Source organism: Psychrobacter sp. CCUG 69069, assembly GCF_021023115.1.
Taxonomy (GTDB): domain Bacteria; phylum Pseudomonadota; class Gammaproteobacteria; order Pseudomonadales; family Moraxellaceae; genus Psychrobacter; species Psychrobacter namhaensis.
Map to the genome: position 1 here is coordinate 17,292 of NZ_QQAI01000011.1, position 18,843 is coordinate 36,134.

Genomic DNA, 18,843 nt, shown 5'->3' on the forward strand with positions numbered 1-18,843 from the left:
GGTGCTAATCTTTTGACCTCTCAATACTTTATTCTATAAAACAGGGTCTTTTTTTTGTTTTTTGACCCATGTTACTTTGCCTATTTAGCGTGATTTATTGACATAAAACGTAAATTATAAAAAATAAGATGACCACAGGAATGTGCTATTCTCAATAACTTCATCGGATATTGTAATAATAAACAGCACTTTAGAGAGTGAGAGTTTTCTCTAGTAGATAAGCCGCGCAGTAAAGCGATTTAGATGTTATGCCAATGGCGTGTTATTTTTTATGATTAGTGTGACGTATGAATATTCTTTTATCAGCACTCACATGTCTGACCTTTTAATTTTATTATTGCCCGTATTTATAGAGAGTCATCATGAGCGATCTTAAAGAAACCAAACCCAAGCCAGCTGTAGAAACAGAGCTGCCACCCTATCGTCAGTCTGACTCAGGGTCTCACAAATCGGCTTCAAAGCTACCATTATGGTTGTTACCAGTATTGGCAGTGGTGCTCGTCATCGGTGTGCTGCTTGGCAAGTATTGGGACGGTAATAACGAAACAGCCGACGTTGATTCAATAGCCTCTAACAGTGCGCCAAGTGATGGTAATAATCTAAGTGGCGCTAGTGCTGAGCAAGCGGTCTTGTCAGTAGAAACGATTGGGCCAAACCAAGATGATATTGGTAATACCTTGAGTGCTGATGGCACGATCAATGCCAAAAATACGGCGAATGTCAGTGCAAAAGTGACCGGCGTCGCTATTGAGCGTATATTGGTTGAAGAAGGTGATCGCGTCAAAGCGGGCCAAGTGTTGGCAGTGTTTGATACCGATGCCACGGAGCAGCAAGTTTTACAAGCAGAAGCAGACGTTGCAGAGGCTGAGGCAACGCTTGCCAATGCCAGCGCCGATGCTGCGCGTGTTTTGCCCCTGATAGATATTGATGCCATCAGTAAACAAGAGGCCGACCGCTATCGCACCGCCGAGATGAAAGCCAGAGCCGCTTTGCAGGCAGCAAAAGCCAGATTAAGTACGCAGCGGTTGACGTTAGAGAACGCCGAAGTTGTCGCGCCAGTCAGTGGTATCGTCAGTGAAAAAATGGCTGAGGTTGGTATGGTGGCCGGTGGTGAGCCATTGTTTACTATTATTAAAGGCGGCGTTTTAGAATGGCGTGCGGATATCGACCCTAAGCTGGTCAGTGATATTAATATCGGTACTCCTGTACGCGTGAGCTTGCCAGATGACGATTCTGTGATGGGGCAGGTGAGCCGTATTGCACCGACGGCAGACAACAACCGTCAGGTTACCATTTATGCCAGCTTAGCTGCCAATGCCAAAGTACGTGCCGGTATGTATCAAACTGGCGAATTTTTATTGGGCAGTACCAGTACACAAACGGTTCCCAATAGCGCTATTGTGAGCAACGATGGTTACGACTATGTGATGCTGGTCACCAACATAACGACTAAAAACGGTCAAACAATCGGTCGTATTCAGCAACAGCGAGTCACGTTAGGCGAACGCTTGGGCGATAGTGTCGCGGTCTCAGAGCCAATCCCTAGCGATAGTCGAATTGTGCAACAGGGCGGTAGTTTCTTAAATGATGGAGATTTGGTACGCATCGTTAATAGTGCGCGCTCAACAGACAATCCAGCAGATACTACGACGGATAGAACAACCACTGGCACAGCCACGCAGGCGCGCGCATGAGTTTAAATGTCTCAGCTTACTCGATTAAAAACCCACTGGTCGCTATTTTACTGTTTGTGCTGCTGACGCTCGGCGGCATATACGGCTTTATGAAAATGAAGGTGCAGCAGTTTCCGGATATTGACCTACCTGCGGTCGTGGTCACGGTCACTTTACCGGGTGCTGCGCCAGCACAGCTCGAAAATGACATTGCCAAAAAGGTAGAGAACAAACTCACCAGCATCGAAGGCGTCAAGCATATTAGGACGACGCTCCAAACTGGTGCAGCCACCATGGTTACTGAATTTGTCCTAGAAAAAGACATCCAAGAAGCGGTGGATGATGTGCGGTCAGCGGTCGGCGAAGTACGTGGCGATCTGCCGGCTGCCGCTAATGATCCTATTATTACCAAAGTCTCAACCGCAGGGTTTCCAGTCGTGACTTACTCTGTCGCGTCTGAAAACATGAATGTGGAAGACTTATCATGGTTCGTGGATGATACCGTCACCAAACGACTCTCTGATATCCCAGGTGTCAGCACGGTCAGCCGTATTGGTGGGCTGCAGCGTGAGATTACCGTCGCCGCTGATCCAATCGCACTCAGCGGCTTAACATTTCCTATTACACAGTTATCGCAGCAAATAGCAGGGATTCAGCAAGACAGCTCAGGTGGTGAAGCAGAGGTGGGCAAAACCACTCAGACCATTCGAGTGCTTGGCGCTGTTGAGCGTGCCAGTGAGCTTAATGACTTACAAGTGGCTGTCCCTACAGGCGGCACGCAAGCCCTTGGGCGCATGGCACAAATCACGGATGGTGCGGTGGACCCAAGCTCTATTGCCAAGCTAAATGGTCAAACCGTGGTGGCATTTAATATTACCCGATCACGCGGTGCCAGTGAAGTTGAAGTGATGGAACTTGTCGATGCAGAGCTTGCCAAGCTCACGGCCGATGTCGGCAATATCAGTATCGAAAAAGTCTATGATCGGGCAACGCCAATTGCTGAGGACTATCAGGCCTCATTACGCATGCTGATTGAAGGTGGCCTATTAGCAGTGGTGGTGGTTTTCTTGTTTTTACGCAATATTCGGGCGACCATCGTGGCCGCTGTTGCCTTGCCGCTGTCTGTCATTCCCACCTTTTTGGGTATGTATTTGTTTGGCTTTAGTCTCAATATCATCTCGCTGTTGGCACTATCCTTGGTGATCGGCGTACTGGTTGATGATGCTATCGTCGAAGTCGAAAATATCATACGACATCTGCGCATGGGTAAGACGCCTTATGAAGCCGCGATGGAAGCGGCGGATGAGATTGGTTTGGCGGTGGTGGCAACCACCTTTACTTTGATTGCGGTATTTTTGCCCACAGCCTTTATGGGCGGCATTGTTGGACAGTTCTTTCGCCAGTTTGGCTGGACGGCAGCCTTGTCGATTTTTGCGTCATTGATGGTGGCGCGTCTGATTACCCCCATGATGGCCGCGTATATATTGCGACCAGAAAAAAAGCATGTTGAAAAACAAAGCGCGCTGATGGATGGGTATCTTAAAGTAGTAGCATGGACCTTGCATCATCGCTGGCTTACGATGGGGGCAACTTTAATATTATTTGTGGCCTCGCTGACGCTTGTGAAGCTATTACCCACGTCTTTTATTCCTGATAATGACATTGATCAAACGCGTGTGGCGATTGAGCTGACCCCTGATGTGGCGCTAGAAGATACTGAACGAGTAGCAGCACTGGCAAGCGCGCGTATTTTAGCCATGCCTGAAGTGACCAATATTTTTACGTCAGTAGGGGAAGCGCAAGCGACGATGGACTCAACCTCGAGTGGCGGCAAGGCTGAGAACATCGCAGGTTTAGATATTGTGCTTGCCCCAAGGGCAGAGCGCGGCACCAAACAAGAGATTGAACGAAAAATTAGCCGTTTATTGGTAGAGGTGCCCGGCGCTCGCTTTACTGTCGGTCTGTCGAGTGGCGGTGAAAGCGGCTATAACTTTTCGATGACCAGTACCAATCCGCAGTTGCTTGAACAGACAGCTCAGCAGATTATGTCAGAGATCCGAAGTCTGCCTAGTGCAGGCTCAGTGACCAGTGACCGCAGTCTGCCGCGTCAAGAGCTGACGGTAACACCAGACCGATTGGCGATGGCTGATAAGGGCGTGACCACACAAGACATCGCCACGACGTTACGTGTGGCGACCGTTGGTGACTATGAGCAGCGTTTATCCAAGCTCAATTTAGACACGCGCCAGATTCCTATTGTGATACGCCTGCCAGATGTTGCCAAGCAAAACGTTAGTCAGTTAGAAGGTTTGTACGTGCCAAGCTCACTACCAGCAGGACAGGGCGTGCGTGTGGGTGAGGTCGCATCCTTAGACTTTGGTACAGGGCCTGCACAAATTAATAGGCTTGATCGAGAGCGTGCTATTAGTATTACAGTTCAGCCAGCGAATGGCGAGCTTGGTGATTTGGTGCAAGCGGTCAAAGCCGTACCTGCGATGCAAAAATTACCGCCTTCGATTACGATTATTGATCAAGGTCAAGCAGAGAACATGGCGGATCTATTTAGTGGCTTTGTGATTGCGATGTCGGTGGGTGTGGTTTGTATCTTAGGGGTGCTGATTTTACTATTCGGTCGTATACTACAACCTTTTACCATTCTGATGGCGTTACCGCTCTCTATTGGCGGCGCCTTTGTGGGCTTGGTTATTACCAATAGTAGCCTCTCTATGCCCTCAATGATCGGTTTTATTATGTTGATGGGCATCGCGACCAAAAACTCTATCTTGCTGGTTGATTATGCACTGATTGCTCAGCGTCGCGGTTTGGCACGTTTTGAAGCGATTATTGATGCGTGTCGTAAACGTGCGCGTCCTATTATTATGACGACCATTGCGATGGGTGCTGGCATGTTGCCATTAGTGTTTGGTTGGGGAGATGCTGATCCTACGTTTAGACGCCCAATGGCAGCGGCTGTATTGGGTGGTTTGGTGACCTCTACGTTATTGAGTTTGGTGGTGATTCCAGTGGTTTACACCTTGATGGATGATGTGTCAGGTTGGTTTGCTAAGTGGCTCACGCCGCATGGTAAGCCAGAGACAGTGACGGAGGAAAAATAGCGCTCTAACAGTATTAATCATCCTTAGTAAGTGACGTAAAAAGCTCAACGTAAAAAGCTCAAATTGTATTCAGAGACAGTTTGAGCTTTTTTATGGGTCCGCTATTCGCTACTAGAGAATGCTTTTATAAAATTGAATAGGCGTCATATAGATTGTTGAGAGACAAGCGACTAAGGTTATGGGCGTTAAGTATGGTTATTTGTATGACGTTAGTCTTAAACGGGTAAGTTGAGTGGCTTCATTAACCCCGTCTTTGCTATAGTCGCTTGAGTTGAATTTGTCAAAGGCACTGTATGTTAATGGCACTGTGTTTATCAGTAGCTTATCCGTGTCTTATTTATTATTAACTTAATAATTACTAGAACGATAAACCCATACCTCCAAATACGAAAAAATAAGGAATAGCGATGATTAATGCATATGCAGCAGAAGAAAAAGGCGGAAAGTTTGTACCGTATCAATATGACCCTGGCACTTTGGGTGATCATGAAGTAGAAATCGAAGTGCATAGCTGCGGTATCTGCCACAGTGATTTGTCGATGTGGCAAAACGAATGGGGCATGACCGAGTATCCGTTTGTAGGTGGTCATGAAGTTGCCGGAAAAGTTCTTGCAAAAGGCAAGCACGTCAAACATCTCGAGTTAGGCGATAAAGTGGGTCTTGGGTGGCATAAAGGATACTGCAATGTTTGTGATCTATGTATCGGTGGCGACCACAACCTGTGCCCTGAGCAAGAAGGTACGATCATTGGTAACCATGGCGGCTTTGCGGATAAAGTACGGGCAAAAGACACCAGCGTTATTAAAATACCTGAAGGGCTTGATTTTAACGCTGTAGGACCCTTGTTATGCGGCGGCGTCACTGTGTTCAACCCACTTATGCAGTACGACATCAAGCCAACCTCTAGAGTGGCTGTGATTGGTATTGGCGGCTTAGGTCATTTGGCACTGCAATTTGCCAATGCGTGGGGCTGTGAAGTGACGGCATTTACCAGTGAGTCAAAAATGGAGGAAGCAAAAGAGATGGGCGCTCACCACTCATTAAACTCAAGAGAGGATAGCGAAATCGAAAAAGCCGCGGGCTCTTTTGATTTAATCATCTCAACAGTGAACGTAGATATGAACTGGGATATGGTTATTAAGACGTTGAGACCAAAGGGTAAGCTACACTTTGTTGGGATTTTAGAAGCGCCGCTAGAGATATCGGCTGCGCCAATGATTATGGCTCAAAACAGTCTCTCAGGCTCACCAGTTGGCTCACCATCCACCCTTCGGAAAATGCTAGATTTTGCCGCTCGACACAATATTCAGCCAGTGATTGAAACCTACAAAATGTCTGAGATTAACGAAGCATTTGAGCGCCTAGAGAGCGGTAACGCGCGCTATAGAGTGGTGCTAGAAAGAGACTAAACGCCTTTAAAATAGCTAAACATAATCATTAGTTAAGCACACTTCTAATAGTGATACCTCATTTAAGATCGGGGTATCACTATTTTTTATACACAGTCATTTAACTTTTTACGAAATATTAGAAAAATGTTTAGCATTTAGATTAATATTTAAAGGTCTTCACTTAACGGTTTACTCACACAGCGTGCGATACGATTATCTATAAGCTATTTTTTAGTCATTGTGAGGGCATAAAAAACCCCTGCTAATGTTGCGCTCAACAATAGCAGGGGTTAATAGTATGAATCTTTATTACTCAGTATGAATCTTTATTACTTGGTATGATAGGTAATTACTCAATGACATAAAAAATCATCAAAATAGTAAACTTTATTCTACTGTAACTGATTTTGCCAAATTGCGTGGCTGGTCGACATCGGTGCCGCGCATCACAGCCACATGGTATGACAATAGCTGCACTGGCACGCTATAGACGATAGGCGCTAAGACTTCGCAGACTTCAGGCACGTACACCACGTGCAAACGGTCTTCTGCGACCATTTGACTGGCTTCACTGGCGAAGACAAATAGCTCACCGTGACGGGCGTGTACTTCTTGCATGTTGGCTTTGAGCTTATCAAACATACTGTCTTTCGGGGCGAGTACGACGATTGGCATGTCTTTATCGACCAACGCCAATGGGCCATGCTTGAGCTCACCTGCGGCATAACCTTCTGCGTGAATGTAGGATATTTCTTTTAGTTTTAGTGCGCCCTCTAGTGCAATTGGGAACTGGAGACCACGTCCCAAAAACAGGCAGCTTTTCTTGTCTTCAAAATGCTCGCTCATTGTCTTAATAGGCGCATCGAGGTTTAAGCTGGCATACAGCTGACCAGGCAGTTGTTGTAGCTCGCCAATCAACGTAGTCAAACGCTCACCGGTCACACGCTGTTGAATAACCCCGACCTTTAACACCAGTAACATTAAAGCGGCAAGTTGAGTCGTAAAGGCTTTGGTAGAAGCCACGCCAATTTCTGGTCCTGCTAGGGTCGGTAAGAAAATATCTGTCTCGCGTACCAGTGACGAGGTCGGGACGTTGCACAATGCTAAACTTACGAGGCCTGCTGGCGTCTGCTTTTGGATATCACGTAGCGCGGATAACGTGTCAGCAGTTTCACCCGACTGAGAAATACAAATCACCAAGCAGTTATCCACGACGACTGGATTGCGATAACGGAATTCACTGGCCACTTCAACGGAACAGGGCACCCGGATAAGACTTTCAAACCAGTATTTTGCGACCAGACCTGAGTGATAACTGGTTCCACAAGCGAGGATCTGTACGTGGCGGATACCTGCAAGTTGCGTCTCATAACGCTGCAAGAAGTCATCACGCAGCTTAGAGGTTTCATTATTGTCTAAAGCCATCTCAATAGTACGGGCGACCGCATCTGGCTGCTCATAGATCTCTTTGAGCATATAGTGCTTAAACTCACCTTTGTCAGCATTGTGCTGGGTCGCATCAATTTCATGTATTTGACGGGTGACTTCCACACCATCAGCATAAATTTGAATACTTTTACGAGTCAGCTTGGCAATATCGCCTTCTTCTAAATACATAAAGCGGTTGGTCACGGGTAACAGTGCCAACTGATCTGAGGCGATAAAGTTCTCACCGATACCAACGCCAATCACCAGTGGTGAGCCTAAACGTACGCTAATCAGCTCATCTGGACAATCGATATGCACAATGCCAAGGGCAAAAGCACCGTGTAATAGTGGGGTCACAGTGCGAACCGCTTCTAGTAAGTCAGGCGTTTCTTGATAGATATCATTAATCAAATGGGCCACGACTTCGGTATCTGTTTGTGAGGTAAACTCATAACCTTTGGCCACGAGCGTTTCTTTGAGCTCAGCGTAGTTTTCAACAATACCATTATGCACCACGGCGATTTTACCGGACACATGCGGGTGTGCATTACGTTGGGCGGGTTCGCCATGAGTCGCCCAGCGTGTGTGAGCGATACCGATATGACCATCAAAGAATTCTGGGTTGACGGCAACGGCATCGACCAGTGCCTGCACTTTGCCCACTTGACGTTCGCGATGTAGCTCGCCATTACGAATAACGGTTAAACCAGCAGAATCATAGCCTCTGTATTCCAAGCGCTTGAGACCTTCAAGTAAGATATTGGCGATATTACGCTCAGCAACTGCTCCTACAATTCCACACATGGCTATTCCTTAAAGTTAATTTTTGATATTTTGAGAATGGTTATATTTAGTCAATAAGACGTCTGTTTGATGATTAGCGACGCATACCGTGACGGATTGATAAATATGATGAAGCAGCACCACAAAAATTGCCGCACTGCTTCAGTGTGCTAAAGGATGACTGGCATCAATTTAGCGAATGTATCCGTTACTTTTTAGTGGGGCGCTGGTAATCATTTTTTTGTGTTTGCCGAGCACGTCCAAACGCTAACGCTTTAGCGTCCACGTCTTTGGTAATCACTGAACCGGCTGCCACAGTAGCAGTTTCTCCTATGGTTACTGGCGCCACCAAACTGGCGTTAGAACCGATGAATGCATTATCTTCAATAATGGTCTGTGACTTATTGACCCCATCATAATTACACGTAATCACACCTGCACCAACATTAACGCCTGACCCGACGGTGGCGTCACCAACGTAGCTTAAGTGGTTAACCTTGCTGCCGTGACCAATGGTCGATTTTTTAATCTCGACGAAATTACCCACTTTACTGTTATCAGCCAATACGGTTTGAGGACGCAAATGGGCAAAAGGACCAATATCGACCGCCGCGCCGACTTCGGTACTATCAATCACACAATAAGGCTTGAGGTGACAAGCGTTACCAATGTGGGCATTTTTGATGATACAGCCCGCTTCGATATAGACATTATCGCCTAACGTGCAATCGCCTTCGAATACCACACCGACATCGACGAACACGTCTTGACCAGCAGTCAAAGTGCCACGAATATCAACGCGGGTAGGGTCGGCGAACTGTACGCCTGCTTCTTGTAAGTCCGCGACCAGCTTGCTTTGCCATGTACGCTCTAAGCTGGCGAGCTGTTGGCGGTTGTTAACGCCTTCAATCTCAAACGTATGCTCAGGTTCAATGGCGGCAATAGTAATACCGTCAGCGACTGCCATTTTTACGATATCGGTCAGATAGTATTCTTGCTGGGCATTGTCGTTAGATAACTCAGGCAAATACTTATGTAGTAGCGCATTATCAACGCAATAAATGCCGCTGTTGATCTCTTTGATACCTTGCTCATCAGTATCCGCGTCTTTTTGCTCAATGATGGCAGTAATATTACCCGCTTGGTCACGCTTGATACGGCCAAGGCCAAATGGATTATCAACGGTCAACGTCAGCATGGACATACCATCTATATTTGCCGTTTTTAATGCTGCCAATGTTTGGCAGCTGACCAACGGTACATCGCCATACAGAATAAGGCTTTGGCCCTCTGTTGGTAAATCAGACAGGGTGACTTTGACCGCATGGCCCGTACCTAGCTGTTCAGTTTGCGCGACCCAAGTGATGGAGGACTGGGCATACTGATTGGTAATTTCTGACTTGACTTGTTCACCGCCAAAACCATGGACAATAATCGTTTCATCCACAGTGAGCTGGTGACAGGTATCTAATACGTGAGCCAACAGGGATTTGCCAGCCAGCGTTTGCAATACTTTTGGCTTGGCCGATTGCATACGTGTGCCTTTACCGGCAGCTAAAATAATCACAGAAAGAGACGGTTGCATAAAAATCCTAAACATGTAACTAAATATTTTATAAAGTATAGCCTAAAAGTATCGACAAAAAAGTGCCAACGCGTGCAGGCTTTGTAACCCAATATGGTCAAACGCTGTAGCACATTACGACGCTAAAAGTAACAAAAAAATCCGATAGAAAGTTATGGCGATTGATAGTAAGCACTTATCAGCAGTCAAATATACCGTGTTTTACGATTGAGCTTGTCTCTTAATAATCATATGTCACTTATGTCAGTCACTGAGGTACCAACAAGGGTAGGCTATCAGGCACAAACGTCATCACACTTATAAAAATAACCAGCCAGACAACTGCTGCCATGACACCGGCAATAATGTCGTCTAACATCACGCCAAGACCACCAGCCACTTTTTTATCCGCCCAGCCAATCGGTGGCGGTTTTAAGATATCAAACACACGAAATAGGATAAATGCCGTCGGTAGCCAACCCCAAAACATCGGCTGCAACAGCATCAACAAGGGATCCTCAGGTGTCGGGAACACATAAGAAAAAATATAAGATAAAGGTAATAAGGTAATCCACATCCCTGCCCATTCATCCCACACAATGTGCGGATCATCATGTACCTGCATCAAATCAGACGTACGTCCGCAGATCCAAACCCCAATCAAACAAGAAAAAATGGTCAGCGCTAAAAAAGGGATAAACCCCAAGCTTATGAGCGGCACGCCTACAATCAGACCACCCGCCGTACCCCAAGTACCGGGTGCACGGCGGGGTAGACCGCTACCTAAACCAATACCGAGCCAATAGACCGTACGGTCAAGCACACTGGCATTTACTGGTAGAGGTGGGCAGTCATTGGCTTTACGAATATCGGGCTTAGATAAGTCATGATCGGTCATGGGTTAACCTGCAAAATGTTGGTAACCCGTCAGAGTGGGCCATGTGGAAAACGGAGCGGGATGGGAGGGGATGACTGACTGTCCTTGATAATACAGCTCAGGATACAGACTTGTCGCCCCTTCTACAGTAGTGTCAGTACTATCTGCTAGCGCCACCACTTCACCAATACAAGTTACTGGTGTACTGCCGTTAGGCGGTTCGATGTGAGCAGGTAAGGTAAAAGCCAGCTCGTAATCATCACCACCCGTCAACTGACACAACAGACGCTCAGACAAATCAACGGTCGCTAATGGTGTGCTAATAGGTAGCTGTTCTAGATGTAGGCGCATACTAACGGCGCTTTGATGACAGACGTGTCCCAAATCTTGATAGAGACCATCAGAGATGTCTATCATTGCTGTGGCACCGATTTTTGCCAATGCGGCCCCTAACGCAATCCTTGGGGTGGGCATGTGCAGACGATGTGCAAGCTTTATACCTTGCACGTTGTCAGGGTTTTGCAACGCGTAGCTGGCATCGCCAAGTGTGCCTGATACATAGACTTTATCACCGACTTGCGCACCTGAACGGTAAACCGCTGGCGTATCAGTAGCTAGAAATCCCTGCGCACTCACGCTCAGTACTAGATTATCGCTGCGTGTGGTATCACCGCCGATTAGGGCCACACCAAATAGCTGGCAAGCATGAAATAACCCTTTGGCAAACTCAGTGAGCCATTCGTTATTTGCTAAACGTTCAGGTAGCGCCAACGCGAGCAAAATACTATGCGGCGTGGCCCCCATGGCCGCAATGTCTGAGACATTAACGGCCACCGCTTTATAACCAATCGCAAAGGCTAGGGTGTTAACCTGTTCCCAGTCGGCACTAAAGTGTCGACCCTGAACGAGTGTGTCAATGCAGCTGACTAAGCGCGAACCTGCAGGCAATGCCATTACCGCGGCATCATCACCAATACCTTTTTCGATACTACTTGAGGGTGGCGGTGCTGCTTGCATTTGTGAAAATATGCGCTCAATCAGCTCAAATTCGTTCATGATCAGTCTTGGCTTTTGGTGTTAGCGTCTTTTTTACTGGCCTTAAACTCACTGATATTAGCACTGGCTTTGCTAGCGCTATTACGTTTGACGCTGGCATTATTGGCACTGATACGCGGTTTGTTTGAGGCAGTTGGTTGGCTGTCACTATCGGTCTCAGGAGCTGTTTCAGTCGTATCGACTGGTTTGGCTTCAGACTGTTTACTGACGGCTTTTTGTGATATGCGTAGATTGGCTTTGGTATCTGACTCTACTTCAAGGGCACGCAGTTCAATGGCCATTCTATCGAGTACGGCGTTAATCAGTTTATGGGCATCAGTCGCCCCAAAATGATTGTTGAGCTTCATCGCCTCATCAAGCACTACTTTATACGGAATCTCTAAACGATTCTGTAGCTCATAAGCCCCAATCAATAAAATGGCGTGTTCAACGGTATCCAGTTTATCAATGCCACGATCAAGATGCTGGCTGATAAGGGCATCTAGCGCTTCAATCTGCTCTGGGATATCGCGCATCATCTCGTGATAATAGCCGATGTGTACGGTATGCATGGCATTGGTCGCACGTGTACGAGCGGCGATGTCATGTGGGGGATTGGCTTTCCAGCCAAGTTTACCATCTATATCAAAGCGGCGATCAGTGACGAGCCATTCGTATAGGCCTTGCATGGCAAAGCGCCGTGCCTTACGGATGGCAGTGTGACTGGTCTTATAAGAAGACTCACTCATATCGAAGGTTTGATCGCCCGCACTACTGCTCGCTATACGGGTAGCTTCAGCTTGTTGATCATTGGCTTGTGCGGTTTTCGCAGCGCTAATAGCGCGCTTGAGTTGGTCAGTCATAGGGGGTCTGTACCTAAATTTTTGAGATAATACCTAACCAACACATCAGTCAGCAACGGGTGCCATGGAAATCCTCAAACGTACCGCTTATAGGGCGTGTGTTTGCGTCTTTCACTACTTTATATTTTGGAAAAGGTATAGAAATACGGCGAAAATTCAATAAATAATCAGTGTTTTATCTTTGATAATAGCGGCTATTTAATTGTCGTTATTATCGACAAGTAGCTACTATAACCAAACGTTTAGACTAGACAACGTGAATCATTTGGCCTTCGTTTGAACAAAGAGCGTTGACACAGCGGTAGCTGAAACAAAGGCCGCTTGATTAATAAAGCTTAAGCATCATCGCTATCATCATCAATATCTAGCTGTGAGAGCACAGCAATCATCTCTAATACAACCATAGCCGCTTCAGAGCCTTTATTACCAGCTTTGGTGCCAGAGCGTTCGATGGCTTGTTCGATACTGTCGGTCGTCAATACGCCATTGGCCACTGGGATATTATAATCAATAGCCACACTGCTTAAGCCTTTGGCAGATTCGCTTGCGACAAAGTCAAAATGCGGCGTGCTACCACGGATAATCGCGCCTAAAGCAATAATGGCATCAAAGCGATCAGATTCAGCCGCACGCTGTGCAACCAATGGCAACTCAAAAGCACCCGGCACGCGAATCACGGTAATATTGCTACCCAATACGCCGTGACGCAAAAGCGCATCAATCGCACCATCTACCAAAGATTCAACGACAAAACCGTTAAAACGACCAACCACAATACCGATACGGACATCGGTGTTTTGATGCAAATTACCATCGATATGGGTGACGTCATTGCGCTGCTGTTGTAAATTCGACATAAAAGATCCTTTGCTTAATTGGCTTGTAATGGGGATATAGGAGTAAACGAATCGCTAAATACAGTAGAGAGGTTTAAATAACTTGTTTGACTGTTTACTTATGAATAAATAGTCAAATGAATGGGTAGTTAAATGAACAAAAATAAATGGTTAGCGCTATGATAACATTTTTTCTAATTTATTGGCATTTTACCAATGTCTTATAAACGCATCTGTATACCTTGTGCTGCCATGTATTCTTTGGCTTCTAAAACCGTATACTCACCAAAATGGAAGATACTGGCGGCGAGCACTGCATCGACGCCGCCTTCTAAGACGCCTTCGGCCAAATGTTGTAAGTTACCAACGCCGCCCGAGGCAATCACAGGGACGTTGACGCAGCTAGTGATGTGTTGCATGAGCGCCAAATCATAGCCTTTTTTGGTGCCATCACCATCCATCGAGGTGACCAATAACTCGCCTGCACCCAGCTCTGCCATTTTGCTGGCCCACGCGACGGCATCAATGCCAGTGGGCTTACGACCACCATGGGTAAAAATCTCCCAACGCGGCATAACAATGCCATCAACGGTAATATCATCGACGCGTTTGGCATCAATGGCCACAACGATACACTGATTGCCGAATTTTTGCGCGGCTTCGCCCACAAATTCAGGGGTAAAGACTGCGGCTGAATTAATCGCGACTTTGTCCGCGCCAGCATTCAGCAAATTACGAATATCGGCGATTTTGCGCACGCCACCGCCGACCGTTAAGGGCACAAATACGGTTTCTGCCATACGTTCAACGGTATGATACGTGGTGTCGCGCTCATCATTGGTGGCAGTAATGTCCAAAAAGGTAATCTCATCGGCGCCTTGCTCGTTGTAGCGTTTTGCCACTTCAACGGGGTCGCCTGCGTCTTTAATATCGACAAACTGCACGCCCTTGACCACGCGGCCATTGTCCACGTCCAAACAAGGAATGATACGCTTTGCTAACATAGGGTCTTTCACCTTATAATCAATTCATTCGTAAGCGCTAGTCTAGCAAAATCACTGCCCTTTCAGGCAGGTTTTCGCAAGATTATTACGCTTTTCGCCACAGTTTGTTCATACGCGGTACAATTACTGTTAGTACCCTCTATATCCACCTTGTTTAGCTTCTTATTCAATTGCCAAAAGTGAGATGTCATGTCTGTATATACCCAGTTAACCGATGACCAATTCGCCGCCTTTTGCCAAAGCTTTGGCGTGTCATTTGCCCGTGCCATTCCGATTACGCAAGGCATCAAAAACTCTAACTGGTTTATTCAAACGACTGACGACGCAGCAGGCGCGCACTCTTACGTGTTTACCTTATTTGAAGAGCGTCCTCCTGCTGATATCGAAAAGATGGCAGTTATTCTCAATCAGTTGGATGGCAAGCTACCCGTTGCCGCGCCACTCGCCGTGATTGAGCCCGATGCGGCTAAAACGGGCTCTGATGGCGATAAACGCTATGTGATCCATTATGAAGACAAAGCGATTACGCTGGTGCCTTGCCTTGCAGGAGCGCATCCAGAACAAACCACTCAAGCGATGTGTCATGAGATTGGCGCTGCCTTAGCATTGTTACATGAAACCCTGCAAGCCCTGCAACCTAGCGAAAAATATGGCGTGCCTTTGTATCCATGGAGCGAGGTACGCGACCGTGAAATCCAATTTATGCCAAGTGACGAAGCCAAGCTGATGAGTGACATTTGGCGTGCTTATACCGATTTACCACTTGCAACCTTGCCAAAAGGCTTGTGTCATCTAGATATGTTTGCGGACAATACCTTGTGGCATTTGCAAAAAGGCGAGGCGCGTTTGACGGGGCTATTGGACTTTACCGAGGTCAGTGCCGAGCATTACGTCATGGATATTGCCATTACCATTAATGATTTTTGTACCACGTGGGGCGACGCTGAGCAAGGCGAATCGGTGAATTTTGACCGCAGTAAAATGGCGGCTTTTTTACAAGGATATGAGTCTAAGCGTCCTCTTGGTACTGATGAAAAGCGCGCTTTACCTGTGATGCTGGCCAAAGCGGCGGTTATTTTTTGGTTATTGCGGTTAAATGTGATCCACTATAACCGTACGGAAGGGCGTACGGGCGACAATATCATGGTCAAAAACCCTGACTTAATGAAACGTCTGTCTGCTTATCACTGGGCGCATGTAGAAAAAGCGCAAAGTACCGTTTTTATACTCTTAAATGCGGACGTGAATGTTGAGCAAGGTAGTCACATAATAGGTGTTTTTAGCAGTATTACCCAAGCGGAACAAGCGCGTGACGACTTATGCCCTAGCGGTAACGTATCAATCAAAGAATATACGCTAGATCACTGTCTGTAAACACGGCTTATTCATTTATTCCTGTCTCTACACTATAAAGGTGCTCCCATGACCGATCAAATTGATAACTGGCACAAACTGGCGCGCTACGACACCAATATGCAAGGCGAGCTGCATGCCAATCTACTACGCAATAACGGTATTACCGTCTCCTTGCAACCGCTAAGCGCGATGCCAGGTATGAACTCAGGGGTTGTATTGTGGATACAAGATACCGAACTGGCACACGCCCAGCGTATTCTAAACAGTATCGATACGGAGGGAGACACCGCTCCTTATGAGATGCTTGATGAACCGGCAGATACCACTATAAATGCCACTTTAAATCCTGCAAAAGACAACGATAACGGCGGTACTCTATAAATGTGTCAACTCTTAGGGATGAACTGTAATACGCCAACCGATATTGGTTTTAGCTTTGCCGGTTTTCGCAAGCGCGGCGGCATGACCGACAGCCATGAAGATGGCTTTGGCATTGCGTTTTTTGAGCGTAGTGACTGCTCTAATCATGAACGCTCCAATCGTGACGAATCGGTAAATACCTCAACTGGACTGCGCTTGTTTCACGACAACCGTCCCAGTCACTTATCGCCCGTTGCCGATCTGGTCAATAACTATCCCATTAAGGCCATGAATGTCATCGCTCATATTCGTAAAGCGACCCAAGGGCAGAACTGCTTGGCAAATACCCATCCTTTTGTCCGTGAAGTTTGGGGTGAGCAGTGGGTATTTGCTCATAACGGGCAGATGAATAGTGAGTTTATTAAACGCTGTCAGCGTCTGCAAGACAATGGTAACGCCGCGCATTGCCAACCCGTCGGTTCAACCGATTCGGAAATGGCGTTTTGTTATTTGGTCAATCGCCTAAAAAGCAGTTTTAAAACCCGCCCTGATGACCAAACGCTGTTTAATTTTTTGACCACGCAATGTCGCTATTTATCGGCCAATGGTTTGTTTAATTGCTTGATATCAAACGGCAGGTGGCAATTGGCTTACGCGGGTAGTTTGTTGTTTTATCTCACGCGCCAAGCACCGTTTGGTGAGGCGAAATTGGCCGATGATGATTTGGCGATTAATTTTGGCGACGTCACCACCGATAAAGACAAAGTAACGATTCTAGTGACCGTGCCGCTCACTGAAAATGAAAAATGGCAGCAGCTTGCGGTCAATGAGTGTCTTATCTTTCAAGACGGCGACGTGATTTACAAAGACAGTCCTAGCCAGCGTAAGTTTTTAACAATTGAGGAAGGAGTTGCGATTGCCCGAGCGGTTGGGGCAAGTGTTTAAGGCTGCGCTGTTAAATCAAATAACTCCCACAACAGCGTTTAAACTTTTCTCCAGACCCGCAAATACACGGCTGCTTTTGGGTGACAGTCATCGCCACTGTTGGGTCTAAAAAATACCAGCGCGCGTCATGATGTGCTTTGTCTGTTACCTTTACAAAGGCAGACAGCTCATGATGCGCCTGTATACCGTCTACGGTATTAAAATAGGCCTTAAACGCCACCTGTGCGTGGCGCTTACCAAGCTGTGGCACGTGTTGTACGATTGCCAATCCTGCCCAATCTGTCTCTTTTGCCCACGTTTCAATCGCTTTTTCATCAAGCAATGCTTGCTGGGCGGGTAACGTGGTCTTGACGATATAATCGGGTTTTACCAAAACAAAGGCGCTGTATCGCGTGCGCATCAGTCGCTCGGCTGTGTCCGCTGTGATACCGCCCAGCCGAGTAACGTCGTCATGATAGGGCTGGCAGCAATCCTGATACGCCAATACCGAGCTGATAGCGTTTGAGACTGGAGTGATCTGGCAAGGACAAGTGTGTAGGTTGAATGGCATACTTTACTCTGATGTTTATGTTGGTTTGAATGGCGGTATAGATTTTAACGCAGCATGTTTTCTATCATCTCAGGCAGCATACCCACTTTTAGCTGAGCCCATGCTGAAGGGTTACTTAGTCTTGACCAAAACAGCTCAAAGGGCGGGGCGGCGTATACCAATAGCACCACAGTGGCATATAAAAGCAGATACCACCATTTGTCTTTGTGTTGATAAAACTTCATGGCGGTACCGGATGAGCGCTTCATTTTCATGTTAGACAAGTTGACGCTATATAGCTCATCTAATAACAAATGTACCAATGCACCGATAAACAGAAATGAACCATAAAACCAGCTGGTCGTCAGTGGCAGCTGCAACCCGTAGTAGCTGAGGCAGGTCAACCCCAATCCCAGTATCGCCATGTAAGGGACAGAATGGATCACGCCACGATGCACGGTTATGGTGGTAAAAACAGAGAAAACCACATACCGCATAAAGCCGTAACCAATCAGCCATAACACTATTAACGCCAGTAGGCTCAGCTCACTGCGCCAGTGCATGACCAAACCAAAGGCAAATATAAAAGAGATAATGTTGAAACCCAGCTTGATTGGGGTTGAGTTATCAGAATCTAAATCTGGCAACAATCCGCCGATAGTACCAAGCGCCACGCACATCAAAAACCCCGAATCATCAATCAATCCCGCTTTATAAACCGTTAAACTTAGCGTACCACTGACCATGAAAGCGACATTTAAGTGGGTGTTAAAATTTGCCATAAGAACTCATTAATAAATAGCGCCAAAAACTGCCATATCAAACCGCTTATCTAGCAGTAAAAAGGCGCTACATCATACCATAGACCGACCGTACGTCTAATAGGAATGGCTCTTATCTATAGACCATGAAACCCTTATTACGGTTACGATTATGCCACGATTTGACAACGTCTAGGCGTTAACAAATGACCCTATGTTTGTTATGGTAATAGCAAGTTATTGTTAAGTATTAAATAGATGCTTATCTATTTTGTGACCTCAAACCTATGTCTCCCTATTTCCAACAGTGGATATTGTGAAT

Annotated in this window: 14 protein-coding genes and 1 pseudogene; 6 read left to right on the forward strand and 9 right to left on the reverse strand. The window is 46.6% G+C overall.

The annotated features are described in order from the left end of the window. Positions 1-362 precede the first annotated feature (362 nt). The 3 genes from DVY93_RS08430 to ahr all read left to right on the forward strand — a co-directional run bounded on the left by DVY93_RS08430 (position 363) and on the right by ahr (position 6,198). Positions 363-1,694 (forward strand): efflux RND transporter periplasmic adaptor subunit, encoded by a 1,332-nt coding sequence (locus DVY93_RS08430; protein ID WP_230710275.1) that lies wholly within the window; start codon positions 363-365, stop codon positions 1,692-1,694. Further along, complete coding sequence (locus tag DVY93_RS08435) at positions 1,691-4,789, forward strand: efflux RND transporter permease subunit (protein ID WP_230710277.1); 3,099 nt, start codon at positions 1,691-1,693, stop codon at positions 4,787-4,789. Before DVY93_RS08430 ends, DVY93_RS08435 begins: the two co-directional genes overlap by 4 nt. A 407-nt stretch (positions 4,790-5,196) precedes the next feature. After that, positions 5,197-6,198 (forward strand): NADPH-dependent aldehyde reductase Ahr, encoded by a 1,002-nt coding sequence (ahr, locus tag DVY93_RS08440; RefSeq protein ID WP_230710279.1) that lies wholly within the window; start codon positions 5,197-5,199, stop codon positions 6,196-6,198. A gap of 369 nt (positions 6,199-6,567) precedes the next feature. On the opposite strand, the gene glmS is transcribed toward ahr, so the two are convergent. The 7 genes and pseudogenes from glmS to hisF all read right to left on the reverse strand — a co-directional run bounded on the left by glmS (position 6,568) and on the right by hisF (position 14,570). After that, positions 6,568-8,412 (reverse strand): glutamine--fructose-6-phosphate transaminase (isomerizing), encoded by a 1,845-nt coding sequence (gene glmS / locus DVY93_RS08445; protein WP_198334389.1) that lies wholly within the window; start codon positions 8,410-8,412, stop codon positions 6,568-6,570. A gap of 187 nt (positions 8,413-8,599) precedes the next feature. Further along, complete coding sequence (glmU, locus tag DVY93_RS08450) at positions 8,600-9,976, reverse strand: bifunctional UDP-N-acetylglucosamine diphosphorylase/glucosamine-1-phosphate N-acetyltransferase GlmU (protein ID WP_230710280.1); 1,377 nt, start codon at positions 9,974-9,976, stop codon at positions 8,600-8,602. Between the two features lie 247 nt (positions 9,977-10,223). Continuing rightward, a complete protein-coding gene (locus DVY93_RS08455; RefSeq protein ID WP_230710282.1) occupies positions 10,224-10,853 on the reverse strand; it encodes a phosphatidylglycerophosphatase A family protein in 630 nt (209 codons plus the stop codon). Between the two features lie 3 nt (positions 10,854-10,856). Next, entirely contained in the window at positions 10,857-11,888 is a 1,032-nt protein-coding gene (gene thiL / locus DVY93_RS08460) for a thiamine-phosphate kinase (RefSeq protein WP_230710284.1), read from the reverse strand. 26 nt (positions 11,889-11,914) lie between these two features. Then, a pseudogene (gene nusB, locus DVY93_RS08465) lies at positions 11,915-12,730 on the reverse strand (transcription antitermination factor NusB); the annotation flags it as partial. Between the two features lie 335 nt (positions 12,731-13,065). Beyond that, positions 13,066-13,587 (reverse strand): 6,7-dimethyl-8-ribityllumazine synthase, encoded by a 522-nt coding sequence (ribH, locus tag DVY93_RS08470; protein WP_193006488.1) that lies wholly within the window; start codon positions 13,585-13,587, stop codon positions 13,066-13,068. 200 nt (positions 13,588-13,787) lie between these two features. Further along, a complete protein-coding gene (gene hisF / locus DVY93_RS08475; RefSeq protein WP_193006489.1) occupies positions 13,788-14,570 on the reverse strand; it encodes an imidazole glycerol phosphate synthase subunit HisF in 783 nt (260 codons plus the stop codon). Between the two features lie 189 nt (positions 14,571-14,759). On the opposite strand from hisF, the gene DVY93_RS08480 reads away from it, so the two are divergent. The 3 genes from DVY93_RS08480 to DVY93_RS08490 are packed head-to-tail and all read left to right on the forward strand — an operon-like array spanning position 14,760 to position 17,231. Further along, entirely contained in the window at positions 14,760-15,944 is a 1,185-nt protein-coding gene (locus tag DVY93_RS08480; protein WP_230710288.1) for a homoserine kinase, read from the forward strand. 48 nt (positions 15,945-15,992) lie between these two features. Further along, positions 15,993-16,307, forward strand: a complete 315-nt coding sequence (locus DVY93_RS08485) for a hypothetical protein (RefSeq protein WP_230710290.1) — start codon at positions 15,993-15,995, stop codon at positions 16,305-16,307. Beyond that, positions 16,308-17,231: a class II glutamine amidotransferase gene (locus DVY93_RS08490; RefSeq protein ID WP_230710292.1), complete on the forward strand. Its 924-nt coding sequence runs from the start codon at positions 16,308-16,310 to the stop codon at positions 17,229-17,231. Positions 17,232-17,241: 10 nt separating this feature from the next. On the opposite strand, the gene DVY93_RS08495 is transcribed toward DVY93_RS08490, so the two are convergent. Then, positions 17,242-17,781: a YchJ family protein gene (locus DVY93_RS08495; protein ID WP_230710293.1), complete on the reverse strand. Its 540-nt coding sequence runs from the start codon at positions 17,779-17,781 to the stop codon at positions 17,242-17,244. 44 nt (positions 17,782-17,825) lie between these two features. Further along, on the reverse strand, positions 17,826-18,542 hold the full coding sequence (locus DVY93_RS08500) for a metal-dependent hydrolase (protein WP_230710295.1): 717 nt from the start codon (positions 18,540-18,542) through the stop codon (positions 17,826-17,828). Positions 18,543-18,843: the final 301 nt, after the last annotated feature.

Coding starts and splice junctions, on each gene's coding strand:
- DVY93_RS08430 (WP_230710275.1), top strand. CDS start 363: ATGAGCGATCTTAAAGAAACCAAACCCAAGCCAGCTGTAGAAACAGAG.
- DVY93_RS08435 (WP_230710277.1), top strand. CDS start 1,691: ATGAGTTTAAATGTCTCAGCTTACTCGATTAAAAACCCACTGGTCGCT.
- ahr (WP_230710279.1), top strand. CDS start 5,197: ATGATTAATGCATATGCAGCAGAAGAAAAAGGCGGAAAGTTTGTACCG.
- glmS (WP_198334389.1), bottom strand. CDS start 8,412: ATGTGTGGAATTGTAGGAGCAGTTGCTGAGCGTAATATCGCCAATATC.
- glmU (WP_230710280.1), bottom strand. CDS start 9,976: ATGCAACCGTCTCTTTCTGTGATTATTTTAGCTGCCGGTAAAGGCACA.
- DVY93_RS08455 (WP_230710282.1), bottom strand. CDS start 10,853: ATGACCGATCATGACTTATCTAAGCCCGATATTCGTAAAGCCAATGAC.
- thiL (WP_230710284.1), bottom strand. CDS start 11,888: ATGAACGAATTTGAGCTGATTGAGCGCATATTTTCACAAATGCAAGCA.
- ribH (WP_193006488.1), bottom strand. CDS start 13,587: ATGTCGAATTTACAACAGCAGCGCAATGACGTCACCCATATCGATGGT.
- hisF (WP_193006489.1), bottom strand. CDS start 14,570: ATGTTAGCAAAGCGTATCATTCCTTGTTTGGACGTGGACAATGGCCGC.
- DVY93_RS08480 (WP_230710288.1), top strand. CDS start 14,760: ATGTCTGTATATACCCAGTTAACCGATGACCAATTCGCCGCCTTTTGC.
- DVY93_RS08485 (WP_230710290.1), top strand. CDS start 15,993: ATGACCGATCAAATTGATAACTGGCACAAACTGGCGCGCTACGACACC.
- DVY93_RS08490 (WP_230710292.1), top strand. CDS start 16,308: ATGTGTCAACTCTTAGGGATGAACTGTAATACGCCAACCGATATTGGT.
- DVY93_RS08495 (WP_230710293.1), bottom strand. CDS start 17,781: ATGCCATTCAACCTACACACTTGTCCTTGCCAGATCACTCCAGTCTCA.
- DVY93_RS08500 (WP_230710295.1), bottom strand. CDS start 18,542: ATGGCAAATTTTAACACCCACTTAAATGTCGCTTTCATGGTCAGTGGT.